This is a genomic window from Bacillus sp. GW823-FHT06B01 (genome assembly GCF_058952315.1).
In genome coordinates this window covers 283,666-303,998 of record NZ_JBXAHR010000005.1, presented here as the reverse complement: position 1 = coordinate 303,998, position 20,333 = coordinate 283,666, and the positions used below count along the sequence as shown (strand labels likewise).

Sequence of the window (20,333 nt, the reverse complement as noted above, 5' to 3'; positions counted from 1 at the left end):
CTAGCAATGCCAAAATCAAAAATTACTTAAAATTGGGGGATGTTATGAGAAAGAAATTAAGTGCTCTTCTATTCATCGGAATCATATTATCCGGATGTTCAACTATAGCAGAAAATTCTTTAGAAACTGGAAAAGGCAGTATTGAATTATTAACACCGACGATTACAACAAAAGATAACGAATTAGAATTTAAGACTGAAGGCATTGATGAAAATAAAGTGACGTTTATTTATGTCGCCAATAAAAAAGTATTGGAACAAAAAATTAATAATGGCGAATCCTACAAAGTTAACATTAAAGATATCGAGCACGCTCATAGGACAGATTACAAACCAAAAGTTCAACTTTTGCAAACGCAAGATGATCATAAAGATGGAGAGATGGTAACGTTTAAACAAGTTAGATATACAGTTAAAAAAGATTAATTTTATAGGTATTTCCTTATAAATGTAACAAACAAAAATATACTTTTAACAGAGGAGAAATGTAAGGGGTGTTAACATGAAAAAACGATGGATTTCTTGGTGGATCGGTAACATATTTTGGATTATCGTTTTTGGAATATGGGCCGCTATTATTTGGTTACGCGACGTTGATGGTGCTGGTGTTATCCAAACACCCGAAATTAAATCCATATCACTTATCGTTTTATTAATCGCGTTTATCATACCGGTATTTTTTCAAGTTATATGGCTAATCATAAATTTGAGAATGAGTAGAAAAAATAATTATACGATTTAGTTTTTCAATTAACAGATAATTTTTTCATAAAAAAGAGAGGAATCTACATCAAAATAGATTCCTCTCTTTTACATATGGGCTTATACTCCCCTTTTTTACGATGCATGTTCATCTTTCTTCTTCATTAACGCTCTTTTCTTCATCGCCTTCGTTAAATATCCACCTTTAAATGAACGGATTTCATAAGAAGACATAAACGCTTTTGGTGCAATTTCATTAATAATTTCTAACAGTTCTTTTTCTCTAGAACGCTTTGCTACGATATCTAAGCGATAACGTATAGAATTAATACCTTCACCTTCAAATACTGTAACGCCAAATCCAGAGTGACGTAATTCATCTACTAATTCATTACAACGGTCTAGTAAACTAACTTGATACGTAATATAACCAATTGCTAATTTATTCTCTATATAACCGCCTAATAACAGTCCCGCACTAAAGCCAATGACATAGGCAATGATGTTCTTCCAATTTGATAAATCTTGAAACACAATACCTAAACTGACAATGTAAATAGCTCCTTCTAACAATCCAACACCAGCAGCGGATCTTGTTTGATTCTTTACAAGCAAAATCGTACGGATTGTTAAAATGGGAACGTAAATAATTTGAAGCACAAAAATAAGTAACGCTTGTAACATTGGTATCCACCTCTTTCAAAAAGTCTTTTGTCATGATAACATACATAACCTTTAGAAATCGATGGGTTTTTTAATTTTTTTTTATTATTTTTCATACTATTGAAAAACGTAAAAAAGAAGCGTATTATATTTGTCGTTAATTTGATTCCTTTTATCCCGCTTTAATGGGCAGTAAGACCCCTACCTCAAAATCCAGCGAAAGCAAAGAAGTTAGGTGGGGGATCAACTACCCATAAAAGTCCGATTGGTGAAGGCTAATAATCAGTGGGGGATGAAGAAAACCCCCACTGATTAAAGTTTCACTTTATATTATCGCTAAACTAAAAAAGGAACCTCGATTTGGTCCCTTTCATCATAGCTCTATGTTTTTCGAAGCCTGTTCTCTTTGCTTCTCTTCTTCTTTCACTAACTGCACATTTGCATAAGCTAAATTCGCAATCATTAAAAAGTGACCACCTAAAATGCCTGTACCGAATGCCCACATTTCCATTTCATGCTCAATTTCATACATAATAATAGCTCCTAAAATGGCTGCTGCAAATCGGTTTAAAACTCCTAATCCAGGAGCCTTTTCTTTCATTACGATACTTTTCCCGAGTTTCTCCACTCTGCGAGCCAATAACCAAAGGCAATATGCACTTACAGCTAATCCGATACCAAACCCTGTTACTTGTTTTCCAAACGGAGTAATCGTCCACATAAGTAGTAAACCACTAAAGATCGCATACAATTGTAATCGATATACACGTAAGGCTGCTTGAATCAAAATATCCGCTCCTAATTTCACATTTTTTATACTTTAGAAGAAAAGCAGCAACTTACACAGTTGCTGCTTTCTCTTCTTCTTGCTCTTGTTCCATCTTACGAATTTCAACACGTTTAATTTGGTAAGCATCTTTTTCTAACACTTTAAATTCATAACCTTCCGCCTCAACGTGTTGTCCTTCTTCAATTTCATGATTTTGCATCATAATCCAGCCACCAATTGTATCCACATCATCTTCTTCAATGTGTAATCCAAATAAATCTTTCACTTCGGAGATAAGCACTTTTCCATCAACGATTTTATGGTGCTCATTTACATGCTGAATTGGTGGTGCTTCATCTTCATCATATTCGTCACGAATTTCGCCGACGATTTCCTCCAAGATATCTTCAAGCGTTACAATTCCGGCTGTTCCTCCGTACTCATCATATAAAACAGCCATCGGAATTCGCTTCTTCTGCATTTGAAGTAATAAATCGTGAATTGGAGTTGTTTCCATCACTTCAATAATCGGACGCATATACGTGCGAATCGATGATAAATCTTCTTTATCGTTGTTCATATATCGAATAAAGAAATCTTTTACATTGACCATACCGATAATATCATCTTTATCTTCTCCAAAAATCGGATAACGTGTGTATCGTTCATTTTGGATTACTTTCATGTGTTCTTCTACTGAATCTTCCAGGTAGAAACCAATGATTTCTGTTCGCGGTACCATAATCTCTTTTGCAATACGATTATCAAATTCAAAAATGTTATTTACATACTTGTATTCAGCCTGATTAATTTCGCCACTTTCATAGCTATCTGAAAGGATAAGGCGTAATTCTTCCTCTGTATGAGCTACTTCATGTTCTGAAGCCGGTTTTAAACCGAATAAGCCAGTTACAACACGAGCTGAACCGTTTAATACCCAAATAAATGGATACATGACTTTATAGAACATCATTAACGGACCTGCCAATAACAATGTTACTTGTTCAGCCTTTTGAATTGCCATCGTTTTCGGAGCTAATTCCCCTACTACAACGTGTAGATACGTCATTAGCATAAAAGCAAGACCAAATGTTAATACTGATGAGATAGAAGGATTTATGTTCCATTTCTCAAATAACGGGTGTAATAACTTTTCAATTGTCGGTTCACCTAACCAACCTAATCCCATAGCTGTAACTGTAATACCTAATTGACAAGCAGATAAATATTCATCTAAATTTGTTGTTACCTTTTTCGCTGCTAAAGCACCGCGTTTCCCTTCCGCAACAAGCTGATCAATACGACTTGAACGTACCTTTACAATCGCAAACTCTGCTGCTACGAAAAATCCAGTAAATGCGATTAAAATCGCAACCATGACTAAATTAAATATTTCCAATGAATCCCCTTAGTTTAAAAAACTAAGGTGTCCACCTCCTGTATACTATAATGTTTTCTTATTTGTTCATTAGAAAACATAGCCCGATACAAAAATTAAAGAGGTCGGATTTCACTTTTTTCTATAATAATAGAACAAGTGTCTGTATTAAAGCTGTCGTTTGACCAGATAAAGATTTCGATATTTTTTCACGTTGTGAATCAGTCAATCCATCTAAAAGCGGCTTTAACTCCGTTAACTCTGCTTCTAGTCGATGAATATGGTCTGTCACTTCATTCACTTGTTTCGAAACGTGTTCATTGATACCGAGCAGCTTCTTCTTCTCCTCGATTTTCTCTTTAATCTCACAAAGCGGCATATGCATTTCTTTGCACTTCTCAATAAATTGTAATGTCTCAAATGCTGTTTCATCGTAATAGCGATAATTAGATTGAGATCGCTCCGCTTTTAAGATTCCTAGATTCGTATAATAATCAATCGTGCGTTTCGACACGTGAGCCATGAGAGCCAACTGTCCGATTCGATACACCTTCCCAACGATCTTCCCCCCTTGTTTATATTACTACCATCATACAATACATAAACTGTACAGTCAAACGTGACGGTTTATTATTCATAATTTATACAAAATTCCACATGCTATCTAAGTATGTAGTATATTCTCACTCTATAACTCTATCCATATAGTTAGATTACTGTTTTTTCGATATGCCGATACCAAATGTAAAAATGGAATCACACATTCCTTTCAACCTTCCTTAATTTAAAACATATGATAATAATATTGAAATAAAATCATTATTTATGCAACTGGAGGAGATTAAAATCACTAGGACAATTATCTCTCACTTTTATAACGAGGAGTATTTATTACCATGGTGGCTTATGCATCATACAAAAATATTTGATCACGGCATATTAATTAATAGAGGTTCTACAGATCGTTCTGTTGAAATTTGTAAATTATTTGCTCCCAACTGGGAAGTACGAAATTCAAGATTCCTTGATTTCGATCCCACTAATACTGATATTGAGGTGATGGAAATTGAAAGAGAGGTTTCAGGTTGGAAAATGGTATTAAATACTACGGAATTTCTTTGTTGTAACAATATAGAAGAGTTTTTCTCATCACTTCATACGTTAGGCCAAAATATGTATGCGATTAGAATGATTGTCATGATTGATAAGCATAATTACAATTATTCAAAACTAAGATATTCTATTCCATTAGTAGAGCAACGATATCACGGGCTCTTTCCTTATAAACCAGAAATCGGCTGTGCCTGGAGATTTATACACAACCATCTTGACGGCGCATATTTACCAGGCAGACATTTTACGCAGCACCAACCTATCGTTTATAACTCCCCTTCATTCATTTTTAAATTTTATTTTAGCCCTTGGAACGAACATACAAAGGCAAGAAAATTACAAATTACACCTACCCTTTCAAAAGAGGCCGTTCAAATGGGACTTCAAACACAATATGGTCAGTCCTCTGAGGAACTCGAAGTTCGATTTTTACTGCTAACTAAGACGACACAAGATCTACGTAATCACCCTGAGTATCAACAATTATTCCCTAAATTCAAACCTTAATATTTCTCATCCTATCATGTTTCACATATTTTTACGCACTTAGCTAAAAACCATACCATTTGTATTTCATATGAATACTGTATATATTATAAATTTTTATTTTAGGAGGAAAAAATGAAAGCTGTTATTCTTGCAGGTGGATACGGAACAAGGATTGGGGAAGAAACTCATTTAAAACCAAAACCTATGATTGAAATTGGAACAAAACCTATTCTATGGCACATTATGAGTTTGTATAACCATTACGGGATTACTGAATTTATTATTTGCTTAGGCTATAAAGGATATGCAATTAAAGAATTTTTTCTAAATTACAACTTACACATGTCCGATTTCACGATACATTTAAACGACAATACGATTACTAACCATTCTCATCGTATAGAACCATGGAAAGTTACACTGATTAATACCGGTCTAAATACCGAAACAGGTGGACGAGTTAAAAAAATACAAAATTACATCGGGGACGAACCTTTCTGCCTCACTTACGGCGATGGATTAAGTAATGTAAATATAAAAGAACTCATGGCATTTCATAAAAAACACGGCAAAACGGCTACTGTTACAGCCGTACAACCTCCTGGTAGATTCGGTTCTCTCGTCTTAGATAAACAATCTGTAACATCCTTTCAAGAGAAGCCACTAGGTGATGGCGGATGGGTTAACGGTGGATTTTTCGTTTTAAATCCTGATGTTTTCAATTACATTAGTGGAGATACATCTGTTTTTGAAACAGACACTTTAGTTCAGTTAGTAAACAAAAACGAATTGGCTGCATATGAACATACTGGTTTTTGGCATCCGATGGATACATTGCGCGATAAAAATAAATTAGTCGAGCTATGGGAAAGTAATAACGCTCCGTGGAAGGTTTGGTAATATGGCTTCATCATCTTTTTGGAATAAGAAAAAAGTATGCATTACGGGACATACTGGCTTTAAAGGCTCATGGCTCACCCTTTTTTTAAGTTCTTTAGGCGCAGAAGTAGTTGGCTATTCTTCTCATCCCCCATCCTTCCCTAACCTTTTTGAACAAGGTAACGTAGCAAAAGAATGCACATCAATTAAAGGCGATATTACAGATTACGATTCTTTATTCCATGCCCTGAAACAACATAACCCGGACATACTATTTCATTTAGCAGCCCAGCCAATCGTCACCACTTCATACAAAAATCCTATCGAAACATTTAAGACGAATGTTTTAGGTACTGTTCACGTATTAGAAGCGGCAAAACATATAGAAAGTATACGCGGCATCATTAATGTTACAAGTGATAAATGTTATGAAAATGACGGGAGCGGTAACCGGGCATTCGTGGAAACTGACCGGCTAGGAGGTTTCGATCCTTATAGTGCTAGTAAAGCTTGTGCTGAACTAGTTGCAACATCATATCAAAAATCATTCTTTCGCACTAACACTCTGCATCTTGCCTCAGTAAGAGCAGGTAACGTCATCGGCGGTGGTGATTGGGCAGAAGACCGATTATTCCCGGATATCATTCGTGCATATTTACAAGATGGTACATTAAATATTAGAAACAAAAACGCTATTCGCCCGTGGCAACACGTATTAGATCCTTTACATGGCTATATCCTTTTAGCTGAAAAACTTTGGAAAGACGCCGAATGTGCAGCGGCGTGGAATTTCGGCCCGATAAATGAACCTAACAGAACCGTTCATAATGTCATTCAATCTATAATGAAATTATGGAATAAACCACTAACAATCCTTTCTCCTCATACAAACACTCCTTATGAATCACCTATTTTAACACTCGATAGTACAAAAGCAGTAAATAAACTCGGTTGGACTCCTAAGTTATCAACAGGTCACTCTATCGCTTGGACTGTTGATTGGTATAAGAAATATGCATCTGGTGAAAATATGGAATCTTTCACGCGCCAACAAATCGATGCATTCAAAAATTTATAAGGGGGCTATAAAATGGAACTGAAAAAATGCCGTTTTTGCCACTCATTACTAACAAATACTTTTCTAGATTTAGGTGTTTCCCCTCTCGCTAACTCATTTGTAGATCCTGAACACTCATATAAAATGGAACCATTCTATCCGCTGCACACATTTGTTTGTAACTCTTGTTTACTTGTACAATTAGATGAATTTGAATCTCCGCACAACATTTTTCATGACTATTTATACTTCAGCTCTTACTCCTCCAGTTGGCTACTACACGCTAAGCAATATGTAGAAATGGCGATTAAGCGTTTCAACTTAACCAATCATTCGAAAGTGATTGAAATCGCGAGTAACGACGGGTACTTATTACAATACTTTCAAAAAGAACATATCGAAACGTTAGGAATTGAACCAGCAAAAAATGTAGCAGAAATCGCTATTCAAAAAGGAATTCCTACTGAAGTGAATTTTTTCAGCAATGATTTAGCAGAGAAATTACCACAAGCTGATTTAATCGTCGCAAATAACGTATTAGCACACGTCCCGAACTTGCATGATTTTGTTGCAGGTTTAAAAACGTTATTAAAACAAGATGGCACGATAACAATTGAATTCCCGCACTTATTAAATCTCATATCATTTAAACAGTTTGATACGATCTACCATGAACATTTCTCCTATTTCTCACTTATAAGTCTTCAAAAAGTTTTAGCTCATCACCATTTACAAATTGTCGATGTAGAAGAACTTGCAACGCACGGTGGTTCCTTGCGTATTTTTGTAAACCATCATAGTGACTCATCCACTATTCATTCTAGTGTTACAAACTTAATCCAAAAAGAAATAGATCACGGGATAGATACATTAGATTGCTATCTCCTTTTTTCTAAACGCATCGAACAATTGAAAATAAATATTTTAAAGTTTTTTATCGAAGCAAAAGCTTTAAACAAACAAATTATCGGTTACGGTGCTCCTGCTAAAGGAAACACCCTTTTAAATTATTGCGGGATAGGAAAAGAATTTCTAGCTTATACAGTAGATAAAAACCCTCACAAGCAAAATCTCCTTCTACCAGGCACCCGCATTCCAATAAAATCTCCAGAAGAAATTAAACGTACAAAACCCGATTACATTCTCATACTTCCTTGGAATTTAAAAGATGAAATTATGAAAGAATGCTCTTTCATTCGTGAATGGGGCGGCAAATTTTTAGTAACGATTCCAGAAGTTGAGGTGATTGAGCCATGAAAAAAATCCTTGTAACAGGCGGTAGTGGATGGATTGGTAAATATGTTGTAAATTCTCTTATACAAAAGGGCTATGAAGTGCACGCCACCTACAATACAAATAAGCCTTCTCACCTTACTTGCCATTGGCATAAAGTAAACTTACTTTGCGATGAAGAAGTAAAAAAACTCATTTACGACATTAAACCTAGTCATCTCATTCATTTAGCTTGGGAAGCGGTGCCGCCAGCGTGTTACGTATCTATTAATAATTACTATTGGCTTACGTGCAGTATCTCATTGATTCAACACTTCACAACATGCGGTGGAAAGCGAGTCATTGTTGCAGGTACTGGCGCAGAATATGAATGGTTTAACGGCGTACTATTTGAAGATTCACCGCTTCTTTCCTATAAAACACCGTATGCATTATGTAAAAACGCACTACACTCTTGGCTACAAACGTACGCTGAGCAAACCAGCCTCAGCATGTGTTGGGGCCGCATCTTTCATATGTATGGCCCTCACGAACAAGGGAATCGGCTCATTTCTAACATTATCACTTCCTTATTAAAAAATGAGGAAGCACTATGTACACATGGAAAACAATCAAGAGATTTCCTCCATGTGAGCGACGTCGCTGATGCTCTCGTAACAGTATTAGAACATGGCGTTACAGGCACAATCAATATCGCTTCTGGTCAATCTGTACAAATTAAAGAATTAGCTTCTATCATTGCTAAAAAGATAGGAAAAGAATATTTAATTAAACTAGGTGCGATCCCTTTCTCTAAAGATGAACCTTTATTCGTCGGCGTTAATGTAGAACGTTTAAAAACTGAAGTAAACTGGAAACCAACATACGATCTAAATACTGGGATTGAAGAAACAATTTTATGGTGGGAATCATTTATAAAAAAGCATAACGATACGCACCACTAAAACGTAAATCCTTCGTACCTCTCGCTAAATCCTTATACCATTCTTCTAATTTTTCAGGTGTAATAATATGATGTGTTCCCATTCCCCCATGCTTACTAGCTTCAGAAAGAGTCGGGCCAATTTGTAATTTCCTCTTTCTCATCGCATCGTTCCAAGGGCTGAAACCAAACCATGCAATACACGCAAGTGGCGGATAAATCATAGATTCATGTGCAGATAAATGTCTTCCAACCGTATAACTTCCATGTTCATGATTATGAATAAATCTACCTCTTCTCCATAACGGCCAATCTTCTGGTAAATAACCGTGAAATCGCTGTTTCATTAAAGATATTCCAAAGTTAAGGTCCGGATAATTATAGTTAAGATCATCGACCATAATAATCCCTTCCAGCCAATACATCCTCCCTCCCAATTCATTTAGTGATTTCCAAAACTGATTTTTATCTTGCACACAAAGAAACTCAGTCGTATTTAAAATCATTTTCCATCCCTTTACTTCTTGTTCTACCCTCATCACTTCATGATCTGTCGCTAATGCATCAAATTCTGGATTTGCAGAATCTCGTACTTCCCAGTGCGGCGCGAATTTTTTACAAATTTCAACCGAACGATCTGTTGAACCTTTATTAATTAAAATGCCATGATCAAACAGTTTCGTATGATGAGCAAGCCACCACGGTAATAAATACTCTTCGTTATAAAAATGAGAAATAACGGTTGTAGTTATAACAATCTCCTCCTCGTTCTCTATTAATCTACTTTTTCATCCTACTCTTACTATACTTATCAGTTATGTAATTGGTTTCTTATATTTTAAAAATATGTTTTTCTACCATATACTATGCTTTCTTAAACAACGACCATTTCCATTTTCTAAAGAAACATCCCAATAAGCTGAAAATTAAGTTATAATATCATTATAAAATATGAAGGAGGAATGCACTCATGTACTACAACACTTCATTCGAAAACGATCAACCTGTAGGCCGTCTATAAACTAAGGCGGGCATTCATATAACACGTGCACTATGCCTCGTCTTAGGGAACTCATAATACCCTAAAAATAGACGGAGGTACTTTACATGAAACAAACAATTTTAGGAGCTATATGTTTATCATTAGCAGCTAGTATATGGGGCGGTATGTATGTTGTTAGTAAATACGTACTCGACTTTATCCCACCACTGACACTCGTTTGGCTACGCTTTATTATCGCTTTCGTTGTTTTATATTTCATTTTGAAAATAGCTGAGAAAAAGCAAAAGAAAAAAGTAACCATTCACAAAAAAGATTGGCTACTCTTCGCCTGGATTGGATTTATCGGATATTTCATTTCGATTACTTGTCAATTTATCGGAACAAAATTATCTGACGCTCATACAGGCTCTTTAGTAACATCAGCTACACCTGCATTTATGGTTATATTTGCAGCGATCATTTTAAAAGAAAAACTAACCGCTCGTAGACTGCTATCTACTATAATAGCGACAATCGGTGTCATTATCGTAATCGGATGGGATATTGAAATTGGCTCCTATTTTATCGGTACAATTATATTAGTCGGGGCCGCTATTACGTGGGCTTTACTATCCATTTATGTGAAGATTGCTTCAGCTCGATTTTCATCCTTAGTTATTACAACGTACGCCATATTCTTTTCACTCTTTTTCATTACACCTTTTATGATATGGGAACTACAATCAACCTCTATCGAAACAATAAATACGTACGTAATATTAGGCGTAGTATATTTAGGAGTCGTCTCAACGGCAGGTGCCTTTTTCCTTTGGAATAAAGGGTTAGAATTAATGGACGCAAGCATCGGTTCCTTATTTTTCTTCTTCCAACCTATCGTCGGATCATTGCTTGGTTGGTTACTCTTAAATGAGACATTAAATAGTAACTTTTTTATTGGTGGTATTCTTATTATATGTAGTGTTTTCATTACTACTTTTGAAAAGAAATGAAAAAACAGGCAGAGATTCTTAATCTCTGCCTGTTCCACATTCTTTACGCACTCCAATGCGATGGACGGGACAACACTTTCGGTAATTTCGTATGTTTATCCCCTCTCGCTGCATTAATTTGAACTTGCGTCAGAAAAATACTATTTGTGAAATCCGCCCCGCGAATATCTGCATCTCGCAAATCTGCTCCGATAAGATCTGCTCCTCTTAAATCTGCTCCATTTAAGTTAGCCGCAATTAAATAAGCTCCTCTTAAATTTGCTCCTTGTAAATCTTTCTTCTTCAAATTTGCTCCCATAAGGTCTGCTCCGCGGTGACTAATTCGTTTCTTACGCGCGGCATTCATTTCCTTCCAAACTAGCTCACTCGTTTCTAAAAGTAACACATTTACTTCCGCACGGTGTAATGGAATATTTACTTTCATTAACTCGTCCGCATTTAAATTCGAAAGGCGCTCCGTCTCTTCAATTGCTTTACTTAGTTCTTTATGAATCGATTGTGTCGCCTGTAAAAGCATCGCCTCATTCAAATACCACAGTATTTCATGAAGCTGATGCATAACTGGAAAAGCATCGTACATTTTTCTCGCATGCTTAGCATTTTTCCGCCAATCAATCCCGTTAAATGTAACTTGCGAAATCTTCTGCCCAGCACCGAAACACTCAAATACTGTACAACCTTTATAACCTTTTCCTCTAAGGTTTTTATGTATGCTACATTTAAAGTCTGATTGTAAGTTAGAACATGGCTTCCCACCATCTTTATTCACCGCAAAATCTACCGATGCTGCGAACGGTAACGCCACGCAACATAAACCGAAGCATTTTTCGCAGTTTGCTTTTAAATGATCGTTATGATTAGTCAAAATATATACCCCCTGTTGTCTTTTAACTATTTCATAATATTCCAACTGCATGAAATAATCAATTTTAATATAAAAGGGCATCTTTCATTTCAAATCATAAATTTATCATGCAATTTCCTTTCAATTGAAAAAGACAGTTTCTATCTAATGAGTTATAATTAAATTACAAATATTCAAATTAAAAGGAGACTTACTATGGCACTCGAAATGAAAACAAACTGTCAAATTTGCGATCAATCTCTCGAATCAAATTCCGAAGCTTACATTTGCGTGTATGAATGTACATTTTGTGCACCATGTACAGAAGAAAGACAAAACGTTTGCCCAAACTGCGGCGGCGAACTAGTACGTAGACCGAAAAAGAAACAATAAAAAGCAAAGCGATATCGCTTTGCTTTTTTACTGTTTTTGGGATATATAGAAATTCTACCAATCACAAATTAAACGTTCAAAAACTTCACACAAACAGGCTCTGGTACAACAACATCAGATTGTAACAATGTTAACTCACCTGTCGTTTCATTTCTTGAAAATAGCACAAGATTATGTGACTTTTCATTTGTAACAACAAGAAACTTTTCAGTCGGATCTAATACAAAGTCCCTCGGCCAATTTCCTTCTGTAGATGTATGTGCAACAAATGTAAGCTGACCTGAATTTTGATCCACACTGAAAACAGCAATACTATTATGACCGCGATTCGCCGCATACACAAAACGGCCGTCAGAAGAAATATGAATAGCACTTCCTTGACTATTGTCATCAAATTCTTTTGGAACGGTAGAAATATACTGCAACTCTGTAAAGGACCCTTCTTCCGGATGATATGATAATGCAATAACTTCCGAGCTAAGTTCAGTCATGACATAAGCATGCTTTCCGTTCGGGTGAAAAGCAATATGTCTCGGACCACTTCCTGGGTTTACAGACAAGCTATTTACTTCTTTTAACTTACTATCTTTTATTTCATACGTAATGATTTTATCAATCCCTAAATCAACACCAACCACATATTTTTCATCAGAAGTATATCCCGCGTAATGTGCATGTGGTTTTTCTTGTCTTTCTTTATTTGGGCCTGAACCTTCATGTGCCATAATAGATGTGGCAGCGTTTACAGTTCCAGCTTCTTCATTTACTACAAAAGACTCAATTGTTCCTTTATGGTAATTTGCTGTAACTACCGTACCGTTTTCACTATCCACACTAATATGACAAGGAGAAGCCCCTTCTACTACTTGTCTGTTTTGTTCCGTTAGCTCTCCTGTATAACGGTTAATCAAATAAGCAGCTACACCACCAGATTCGCCGTCTTTAACAACGGAATAGAGATATTGATTATTTTTGCTAATCGTTACATATGTAGGGTTATCCAGCTTAGCCGCAAGTGTTACATTACTAACTTTTTGTGCTTCCGTATTTAAAGTAAAAGTATATATCCCTTCACTATTTTCTTTCGTGTACGTTCCAACATATCCAATAAACTCTTTGTTATCCGTCATTTTCATAACCCTCTCCCTATAGTTTTTGTTCATCATACTTCTTACCAAGTTCATAAAACTATTTTTGATTGAAAGAATATCCTAAAAAATCGGAGTACCTCTTTATAAGTTACCATATTTTTCTGCCAAATAGCCTCTAAACCCATTTTTTCTGAAAAGCTGCTATACTTTCATATTCTTCTTCCAAGTGACGGGCCAAACGAATATAGATCGGTATTAATTCTTTATATTTCTCCACACTTTCCATGTTTGGCTCATGATAAAAATTGGCACCTACCATATTAGAAACTACATGTAATGTATTTATTTCACCTAAACTATATAAACCGAGGATAGCTGCTCCTAGACAAGAGCTTTCGAAACTTTTCGGAACGTATACGTCTTGATGAAAAATATCTGCCATCATCTGTCTCCAAAGTTCCGATCTTGCAAAGCCACCTGTCGCTTGAATTTTTTTCGGTTCGCCAATTAGCTCTTTTAAAGCAAGAAGAACTGTATACAAGTTATAAATGATTCCCTCTAAAACAGCACGGATAAGATGCTCTTTCTTATGATGTAGTCCAAGCCCAAAGAAAGACCCCCGCGCATTCGCATTCCATAAAGGAGCTCTTTCTCCTGCTAAATACGGATGAAATAATAAACCATCAGATCCAGGATTAACTTTTGCTGCTATTTCAGTAAGCAATTCATAAGGATCTTTTCCTAAGCGCTTCCCATGCTCAACTTCTAACGCACATAATTGGTCACGAACCCACCTAAAAATCATACCACCATTATTCACCGGTCCACCAATTACCCAAAGGTCCTCAGTTAACGCATAACAAAAAGTCCTACCCTTCGGATCCGTTACAGGATGATCTGTGACAACTCGCACTGCACCGCTCGTACCAATTGTAATAGCAACTACTCCAGGTTCTATTGCATTCACACCTAAATTCGATAGTACCCCATCACTCGCACCGACTATAAAAGGAGTAGTAACAAGTACATTCATCTCTCTTGCAAATTCTTCATCTAATCCTATTAAGGTGTGCGTAGTTGGAACGAGTTTAGAAAGCTTTCCCTCCGAAATTCCTGCAACACGAAGAGCTTCTTCATCCCATTTTAAAGATTTCAAATTGAACATTCCTGTTGCTGATGCTATAGAATAATCAATTACATATTCCTTAAATAACTTATAGAAAACATATTCTTTAATAGAAATGAATTTATAACTATTTGCAAATAAATCAGCATGTTCATTTTTAAGCCAAACTAATTTCGAAAGTGGTGACATAGGATGGGTTGGTGTTCCAGTACGAAGGTAAATTTCATGACCATTCATATCATTCTTTATTTTTTCTGCCCAGCTTGCACTTCTATTATCTGCCCAAGTAATACATCTCGTTAACGGCTTTCCTGCTTCGTCTACAGCAATGACACTATGCATTGCCGAACTAAAAGAAACACAAAGAATATCAACTGGCTGTACATTACTTGATTGTATAGTCTCCTTAATCGTATGTATGACCGCTTGAAAAATCTCTTCTGGATCTTGTTCCGCTGTTTCTGGTGCGGGAGAATATAAAGGATATTCAATCCCATGGCTTGCAATAACAGATCCATCGATCGAAAACAAAACTGCTTTTGTACTAGTTGTCCCAATATCTACACCAATCATATATTTCGAGCTCACTATGTAACCCCTTTCAAATCATTCCTATAACAAAAGAGCACCATGGTGTCTACAAAAAGACGCTCCCTTATGAGAGCTACGTTTTCATAAACTTCACTCTCATAAGGGGATCCTTTTTATAACCATTGTGCTGTTTTGAAAATGCAAGGTGTCTTTTCATATCGCTGCTTTTACGTAATAAGGTGCCAAACTCGAGATTTATTTTAAAGGATGAAGTTACATAGAGATTGGTCCTCTCGTAAAAAAGCAATTTGCGCAAACTTTACTTCCTTATAACTTAGGCGCCTTCGCCCAATCCGCAGCAAATTTTTCAATACCTTGATCTGTTAATGGGTGCATAGCAAGTTGTTCAATTACTTTATAAGGAATTGTTGCAATGTGAGCACCTGCCATTGCTACACGAGTGACATGGTCTGGATGTCTAACAGAAGCCGCAATAATTTGTGTATCTAATTGATGAATATCGAACAATTCAGCTATTTTAGCAACTAATAGCACCCCATCTTCAGAAATATCATCTAGGCGACCTAAAAATGGTGAAACATACGTTGCACCTGCTCTAGCAGCTAAAAGGGCTTGGTTCACAGTGAAAATAAGGGTAACGTTCGTTTTCACACCTTTTTCAGTAAGGTAACGACAAGCTTCTAATCCTGCTAGCGTCATTGGAAGTTTTATCGTGATGTTTTTATCGCCACCGTTAATTTTAATCAGTTGTTCTGCTTGTGCGATCATTTCTTCAGCTGCAACAACATCTGGAGTTACTTCTGCCGAAACAGATTCAACTTTAGGCACTGCCTGACAAATTTCTGCAATACGGTCTTCAAACTTAATGCCCTCTTTCGCTACTAAAGAAGGATTCGTTGTAACGCCAGCTAAAACACCTAGTTTATATGCCTTTTTTATGTCCTCAAGATTTGCAGTATCAATAAAAAACTTCATGATTTATTCCCTCCATTTTTTAACGTTAACGAGTTGTATTATTTCTTTTCTACCGCATGTCCACCAAATTCATTGCGCAGTGCTGCTACAACTTTTCCTGTAAACGTATCATTGTCTAATGAGCGGTAGCGCATTAATAGAGACATTGCGATAACAGGAGTTGCTGTTTGAAGATCTAAAGCTGTTTCTACTGTCCATTTTCCTTCACCAGAAGAATGCATAACACCCTTAATCTCATCCAGTTTGGCATCTTTAGAAAATGCATTTTCAGTTAATTCCATTAACCAAGAGCGAATAACTGAACCGTTGTTCCATACTCTTGATACTTTTTCATAATCGTAGTCAAATTCACTTTTCTCTAGAATTTCAAATCCTTCACCAATAGCAGCCATCATACCGTATTCAATTCCGTTATGAACCATTTTTAAGAAGTGACCGCTACCAGCTTTTCCTGCATATAAGAATCCATTTTCTACAGCTGTATCACGGAAGATAGGTTCAACGATGTCCCAAGCTTCTTGATCTCCTCCGATCATGTAACAAGCTCCATTACGCGCGCCTTCCATTCCGCCAGAAGTTCCTGCATCCATAAAGTGAATGCCATCTTTCTTTAGTTGCTCATATCGGCGAATTGACTCTTTATAATGTGAATTACCAGCTTCAATTAAAATATCTCCTTTTGATAGCAATGGTGTAACTTCATCAATAACAGAATCAACGACAGCGTGTGGTACCATAACCCAAAGAATTCTTGGTGATTGTAATGATTGAACGAGTTCACTTAAGCTAGATACACCTGTAGCACCATACTCTTTCATTTCTTCCACTGCACTCGTATTTAAATCAAATGCTACTACTTCATGTTTATGATCCATTAAATTCTTCCCTAAATTTAATCCCATTTTACCTAAACCAATTAATCCTACTCTCATAATATAATTCCTCCTTGAATTACCTTTCATCATAAATACATGTTAATAAAATGATGAATATCTTTTTGTCATATTGCTTTACTTATAAGGATGTACTTATTTTTTCAATTCCTCATCTAACCACCATTTAAATTCACTTTCTTGTAATAGAGCATGAGCAGCATCCGGACCATACGAGCCAGACTCATATTCATGAAGAGGTAACAAGTTTTCTTCGAATGCTTCAAGGATTGGCTGCACCCATTCCCATGACAATTCAACTTCTCTCCAGTGTGCAAAGAATGTAGAATCTCCGCATATAGCATCATAGATAAGCCTTTCGTAAGCTTCAGGTATTCCCACTCCTGTTTGCTCACAAGTGAAATGAATACGGATCGGTTCAAGCTCTCCATTGTTCAATGGATTTTTACTATTTAATTGGAGTGAAACATTTTCATTTGGACTAATTTCAATGATTAACAAATTAGGCGCTGCATTTGGATTACTATCTTGATACTGCTGTTTTAATGTATTTTTAAACTCAATTACAATACGAGTAGACTTTTCTTTCATTCTTTTTCCTGTTCGTATGTAAAAAGGAACATCAGTCCAAAATGGGTTATCAATCCATAAGCGAGCCGCAACAAATGTATCTGTTGGAGAAGAAGGATTTACTCCTGGCTCCTCTCTATACGCCACAACTTGTTGTCCTTTTATCTCCCCTGAAGCATATTGTCCGCGAATGATATGGTTCTGAACGTCTTCTTTTTTCACTTTACGAAGAGTCTCCATCACTTTTCGTTTTTCCTCACGAATTTCACATGCATTAATCTTTTCCGGCAGATTCATAGCAGTCATCATTAATATTTGCAGCATATGATTTTGAACCATATCGCGAATGGCTCCTGCATGATCATAATATTCTGCCCTTTCTTCTACCCCAACAGTTTCACTAGCTGTTATTTGTACATTCGCTATATGTTCTTTATTCCAAATCGATTGAAGAACAGGATTTGCAAATTCAAGTGCTTCAATATTTTGAACCATCGGTTTACCTAAATAATGATCAATACGGTATATTTCGTCTTCTTCAAACGTTCGACTAAGCTTATCATTCAGCTCTCGGGCAGATGTAAGATCATGACCAAACGGTTTCTCAATCATTAGGCGCTTCCATCCATCTGTTTTATCAAGTCCACTTTCTTTAATGTTTAAAGCAATGGTCTCAAAGAAGTCAGGAGTAACTGAAAGGTAGAACATTCTATTCCCTTGTATATTTTGTTCTTCTTCCCTTTCATGAACTACTTGTAATAACCTTTTATAATCTTCTGGCTTATTCACATCTAACGGACAATAACGAAAATACTCTAAAAAATCTTCTATTTTCGGAGTACCTTCTTCTCTGCGACGAGAAAAAGTTTCTATGGATTCTTTTACTCTTTTTTGAAAATCTAAATGAGATACTTCACGTCTTCCAAGCCCGATAACGGATATTGGCTTTGGAAGCTTTTGATCTCTATATAAGTTATATAGCGCGGGGTAAATTTTCCTTTTCGCTAAATCCCCTGTCGCTCCAAATAAAACAAAGGTCATCGATTCCAATTTCAGTCCTCCTCGTGATGTATAGTCATTGCCAATATAGTAAGAATGCATTGTACAGAAGCTACTACTATTGTTGATCCAATCTTACTTCTTAACTTCTAATTTTTTATATTTGTCGCTTTCTAATTGTCCCCAATATTAATAGTGGCAATTCAAAGCATTTTCCCCACATCCTACTTACTCAGTTATACTTACATAAAATAACTAAATTATAAAAAGTAATTAAGTTATTTTATGTCTATCATATTAACTACATAGATTATTATCGTCAAGGAAAGTGTCTTGAATTAAAGATTTTTCATTTTGTAACATCTTATTAGAAATATGTTCATGAACTGAATAATAAAAAGGAAAAACCGAACATATTCTTGTTCGGTTTTTCCTTTTTATTATTGCTTTAAATGATTTTTAACTGCCCTTATAACTAATTCATGATCTTCTTCTGGTGGTAACCCTGAAACTGTTATCATTCCAATAACTCCTACATCTTTTATTTGCACAGGAACGCAACCACCAAACGCAGCATAATCCGACCTATCTAAAAGATACTTTTCATTATATGGAACACCCGTTATTTCACTTTGTATTTGCATATAATACGAGCTATGATTGTGCAAAGAAACAACTCGTTTTTTACGCTCAATCCACTTCGTATTTTCCTCAGTTGTCCCCGTCATCTTAAAATGAAATAATTGCACACCATTTTTCGCTATATCAACAGCAATCAATTTCCCTTCCTTTTTCGCTGTTTCAACGATAAATAAACCTATTTGCAGTGCATCTTCATTTGTAAAAGAGGAAAATTGAAGTGTTTCCTCCTCTATTAAAATTTGTTTACTTATTTCATTCAAATTTGAAGTACTCATATGTTTATCCCCCTTACTCACTTTATGCCACATTGCTATTTTTAAAATTATGCGACCCTACCGTACGGACTTTTCATATAACTAATAACGTAAAGCGTATTCTTTTCTTCTTGGTGCTATTATGAATTATATTTAACGCACTAAAAATGTATGTCCTCTAGCGCTAAACATTTCGTATAGAAGTTTTCTTCCAGCTACTACTTACAAGCATAAAAAAACCAGTTGCTTAAGCAACTGGTTCACTAAAAGTTTTATCTAGAATATTCATTCAACCAAAGGAATGCTTGTTCATAATCATCGAAAAATTTTACAGATTTTTTTGTATTAGATTGTTGTAAATAATTCAGTATCTCCCCTTCTTCAAGGAGAAAAGCAATTGCCTTACTGTGATTCAAAATCGTTTCATTGAAAAACTTATCTTTCCATACTTTTTGAACAGAAAAATGATCTGGCGTGTACCCTTTTCTATCTACCAGCAATTTGTATTTACGTCCCTCGGAAATGAATTGCTGACAAACCTGCTCGAAGCGATTAAACCATTCATAAACATCATCTGTTTTAATCTTGCCTATAAGACGAGTAACAATTATATCTCCGGAAACCGTTGTACTAATATTCAGTTTACTCAATCTGAAATCATCTCCCTTAGTTACAATTATGCGTGAATCCCTCATAAAATCAATAAGATCAAACTGTAACGCATTAAAAAGGGACAGACTCTCCAAACGGAGAAGTCTGTCCCAAAATCGTTCTATTTTGCATTAGAACTAACAATCG

General features: G+C 35.8%; 22 protein-coding genes. 9 read left to right on the top strand and 13 right to left on the bottom strand.

Annotated features, from left to right (window positions below):
* Window positions 1-44: 44 nt before the first annotated feature.
* Entirely contained in the window at window positions 45-425 is a 381-nt protein-coding gene (locus AC1Q8N_RS23110) for a hypothetical protein (RefSeq protein ID WP_098078153.1), read from the top strand.
* Between the two features lie 76 nt (window positions 426-501).
* On the top strand, window positions 502-741 hold the full coding sequence (locus tag AC1Q8N_RS23105; RefSeq protein ID WP_000747680.1) for a DUF3923 family protein: 240 nt from the start codon (window positions 502-504) through the stop codon (window positions 739-741).
* Window positions 742-836: 95 nt separating this feature from the next.
* Here the strand turns inward: AC1Q8N_RS23105 and AC1Q8N_RS23100 are convergent, their stop codons facing one another.
* The 4 genes from AC1Q8N_RS23100 to AC1Q8N_RS23085 all read right to left on the bottom strand — a co-directional run bounded on the left by AC1Q8N_RS23100 (window position 837) and on the right by AC1Q8N_RS23085 (window position 4,061).
* Window positions 837-1,385, bottom strand: a complete 549-nt coding sequence (locus AC1Q8N_RS23100; RefSeq protein WP_048546510.1) for a DUF2179 domain-containing protein — start codon at window positions 1,383-1,385, stop codon at window positions 837-839.
* 352 nt (window positions 1,386-1,737) lie between these two features.
* Complete coding sequence (locus tag AC1Q8N_RS23095; protein ID WP_048546511.1) at window positions 1,738-2,151, bottom strand: ATP synthase subunit I; 414 nt, start codon at window positions 2,149-2,151, stop codon at window positions 1,738-1,740.
* A 52-nt stretch (window positions 2,152-2,203) separates the two neighbouring features.
* Window positions 2,204-3,532 (bottom strand): hemolysin family protein, encoded by a 1,329-nt coding sequence (locus AC1Q8N_RS23090; protein WP_046957914.1) that lies wholly within the window; start codon window positions 3,530-3,532, stop codon window positions 2,204-2,206.
* Between the two features lie 121 nt (window positions 3,533-3,653).
* On the bottom strand, window positions 3,654-4,061 hold the full coding sequence (locus AC1Q8N_RS23085; RefSeq protein WP_000285638.1) for a MerR family transcriptional regulator: 408 nt from the start codon (window positions 4,059-4,061) through the stop codon (window positions 3,654-3,656).
* A gap of 275 nt (window positions 4,062-4,336) precedes the next feature.
* Here AC1Q8N_RS23085 and AC1Q8N_RS23080 point away from each other — a divergent pair, with 275 nt between their 5' ends.
* The 5 genes from AC1Q8N_RS23080 (at window position 4,337) to AC1Q8N_RS23060 (ending at window position 9,226) form a co-directional block, all read left to right on the top strand.
* The gene (locus AC1Q8N_RS23080) at window positions 4,337-5,131 is read left to right on the top strand and encodes a glycosyltransferase family 2 protein (RefSeq protein WP_098048013.1); all 795 of its coding nucleotides are present in this window, start codon (window positions 4,337-4,339) and stop codon (window positions 5,129-5,131) included.
* 114 nt (window positions 5,132-5,245) lie between these two features.
* On the top strand, window positions 5,246-6,013 hold the full coding sequence (gene rfbF, locus AC1Q8N_RS23075; RefSeq protein WP_493521396.1) for a glucose-1-phosphate cytidylyltransferase: 768 nt from the start codon (window positions 5,246-5,248) through the stop codon (window positions 6,011-6,013).
* Window position 6,014: 1 nt separating this feature from the next.
* Window positions 6,015-7,070 (top strand): CDP-glucose 4,6-dehydratase, encoded by a 1,056-nt coding sequence (rfbG, locus tag AC1Q8N_RS23070; protein WP_098642792.1) that lies wholly within the window; start codon window positions 6,015-6,017, stop codon window positions 7,068-7,070.
* 12 nt (window positions 7,071-7,082) lie between these two features.
* Window positions 7,083-8,306 carry a methyltransferase domain-containing protein gene (locus AC1Q8N_RS23065; protein ID WP_493521395.1) on the top strand — a complete coding sequence of 408 codons (1,224 nt, stop codon included), beginning with the start codon at window positions 7,083-7,085 and terminating at the stop codon, window positions 8,304-8,306.
* Window positions 8,303-9,226, top strand: coding sequence for an NAD-dependent epimerase/dehydratase family protein (locus AC1Q8N_RS23060; protein ID WP_098642185.1), 924 nt, complete (start codon window positions 8,303-8,305; stop codon window positions 9,224-9,226). The genes AC1Q8N_RS23065 and AC1Q8N_RS23060 overlap by 4 nt, the downstream gene beginning before the upstream one ends.
* On the opposite strand, the gene AC1Q8N_RS23055 is transcribed toward AC1Q8N_RS23060, so the two are convergent.
* The gene (locus AC1Q8N_RS23055; protein ID WP_098078140.1) at window positions 9,195-9,980 is read right to left on the bottom strand and encodes a glycosyltransferase family 2 protein; all 786 of its coding nucleotides are present in this window, start codon (window positions 9,978-9,980) and stop codon (window positions 9,195-9,197) included. The genes AC1Q8N_RS23060 and AC1Q8N_RS23055 overlap by 32 nt on opposite strands.
* A 331-nt stretch (window positions 9,981-10,311) precedes the next feature.
* Here AC1Q8N_RS23055 and AC1Q8N_RS23050 point away from each other — a divergent pair, with 331 nt between their 5' ends.
* A complete protein-coding gene (locus AC1Q8N_RS23050) occupies window positions 10,312-11,196 on the top strand; it encodes a DMT family transporter (protein WP_048546526.1) in 885 nt (294 codons plus the stop codon).
* A 43-nt stretch (window positions 11,197-11,239) separates the two neighbouring features.
* On the opposite strand, the gene AC1Q8N_RS23045 is transcribed toward AC1Q8N_RS23050, so the two are convergent.
* Window positions 11,240-12,061, bottom strand: a complete 822-nt coding sequence (locus AC1Q8N_RS23045) for a pentapeptide repeat-containing protein (protein WP_493521394.1) — start codon at window positions 12,059-12,061, stop codon at window positions 11,240-11,242.
* 195 nt (window positions 12,062-12,256) lie between these two features.
* Here AC1Q8N_RS23045 and AC1Q8N_RS23040 point away from each other — a divergent pair, with 195 nt between their 5' ends.
* On the top strand, window positions 12,257-12,433 hold the full coding sequence (locus tag AC1Q8N_RS23040) for a DUF1272 domain-containing protein (protein ID WP_002146550.1): 177 nt from the start codon (window positions 12,257-12,259) through the stop codon (window positions 12,431-12,433).
* A gap of 68 nt (window positions 12,434-12,501) precedes the next feature.
* On the opposite strand, the gene AC1Q8N_RS23035 is transcribed toward AC1Q8N_RS23040, so the two are convergent.
* The 7 genes from AC1Q8N_RS23035 to AC1Q8N_RS23005 form a co-directional block, all read right to left on the bottom strand.
* Window positions 12,502-13,563, bottom strand: coding sequence for a lactonase family protein (locus AC1Q8N_RS23035; protein WP_141520001.1), 1,062 nt, complete (start codon window positions 13,561-13,563; stop codon window positions 12,502-12,504).
* A 136-nt stretch (window positions 13,564-13,699) separates the two neighbouring features.
* The gene (gene gntK, locus AC1Q8N_RS23030; RefSeq protein WP_493521400.1) at window positions 13,700-15,241 is read right to left on the bottom strand and encodes a gluconokinase; all 1,542 of its coding nucleotides are present in this window, start codon (window positions 15,239-15,241) and stop codon (window positions 13,700-13,702) included.
* A gap of 267 nt (window positions 15,242-15,508) precedes the next feature.
* Window positions 15,509-16,177, bottom strand: coding sequence for a fructose-6-phosphate aldolase (gene fsa, locus AC1Q8N_RS23025; protein WP_098068241.1), 669 nt, complete (start codon window positions 16,175-16,177; stop codon window positions 15,509-15,511).
* Window positions 16,178-16,215: 38 nt separating this feature from the next.
* Complete coding sequence (gnd, locus tag AC1Q8N_RS23020; RefSeq protein WP_098078129.1) at window positions 16,216-17,109, bottom strand: phosphogluconate dehydrogenase (NAD(+)-dependent, decarboxylating); 894 nt, start codon at window positions 17,107-17,109, stop codon at window positions 16,216-16,218.
* Window positions 17,110-17,205: 96 nt separating this feature from the next.
* Complete coding sequence (zwf, locus tag AC1Q8N_RS23015; protein WP_098642180.1) at window positions 17,206-18,690, bottom strand: glucose-6-phosphate dehydrogenase; 1,485 nt, start codon at window positions 18,688-18,690, stop codon at window positions 17,206-17,208.
* A gap of 389 nt (window positions 18,691-19,079) precedes the next feature.
* On the bottom strand, window positions 19,080-19,589 hold the full coding sequence (locus AC1Q8N_RS23010) for a heme-degrading domain-containing protein (RefSeq protein ID WP_170968437.1): 510 nt from the start codon (window positions 19,587-19,589) through the stop codon (window positions 19,080-19,082).
* A gap of 218 nt (window positions 19,590-19,807) precedes the next feature.
* Entirely contained in the window at window positions 19,808-20,230 is a 423-nt protein-coding gene (locus AC1Q8N_RS23005; RefSeq protein ID WP_088110361.1) for an STAS/SEC14 domain-containing protein, read from the bottom strand.
* Window positions 20,231-20,333 lie beyond the last annotated feature (103 nt).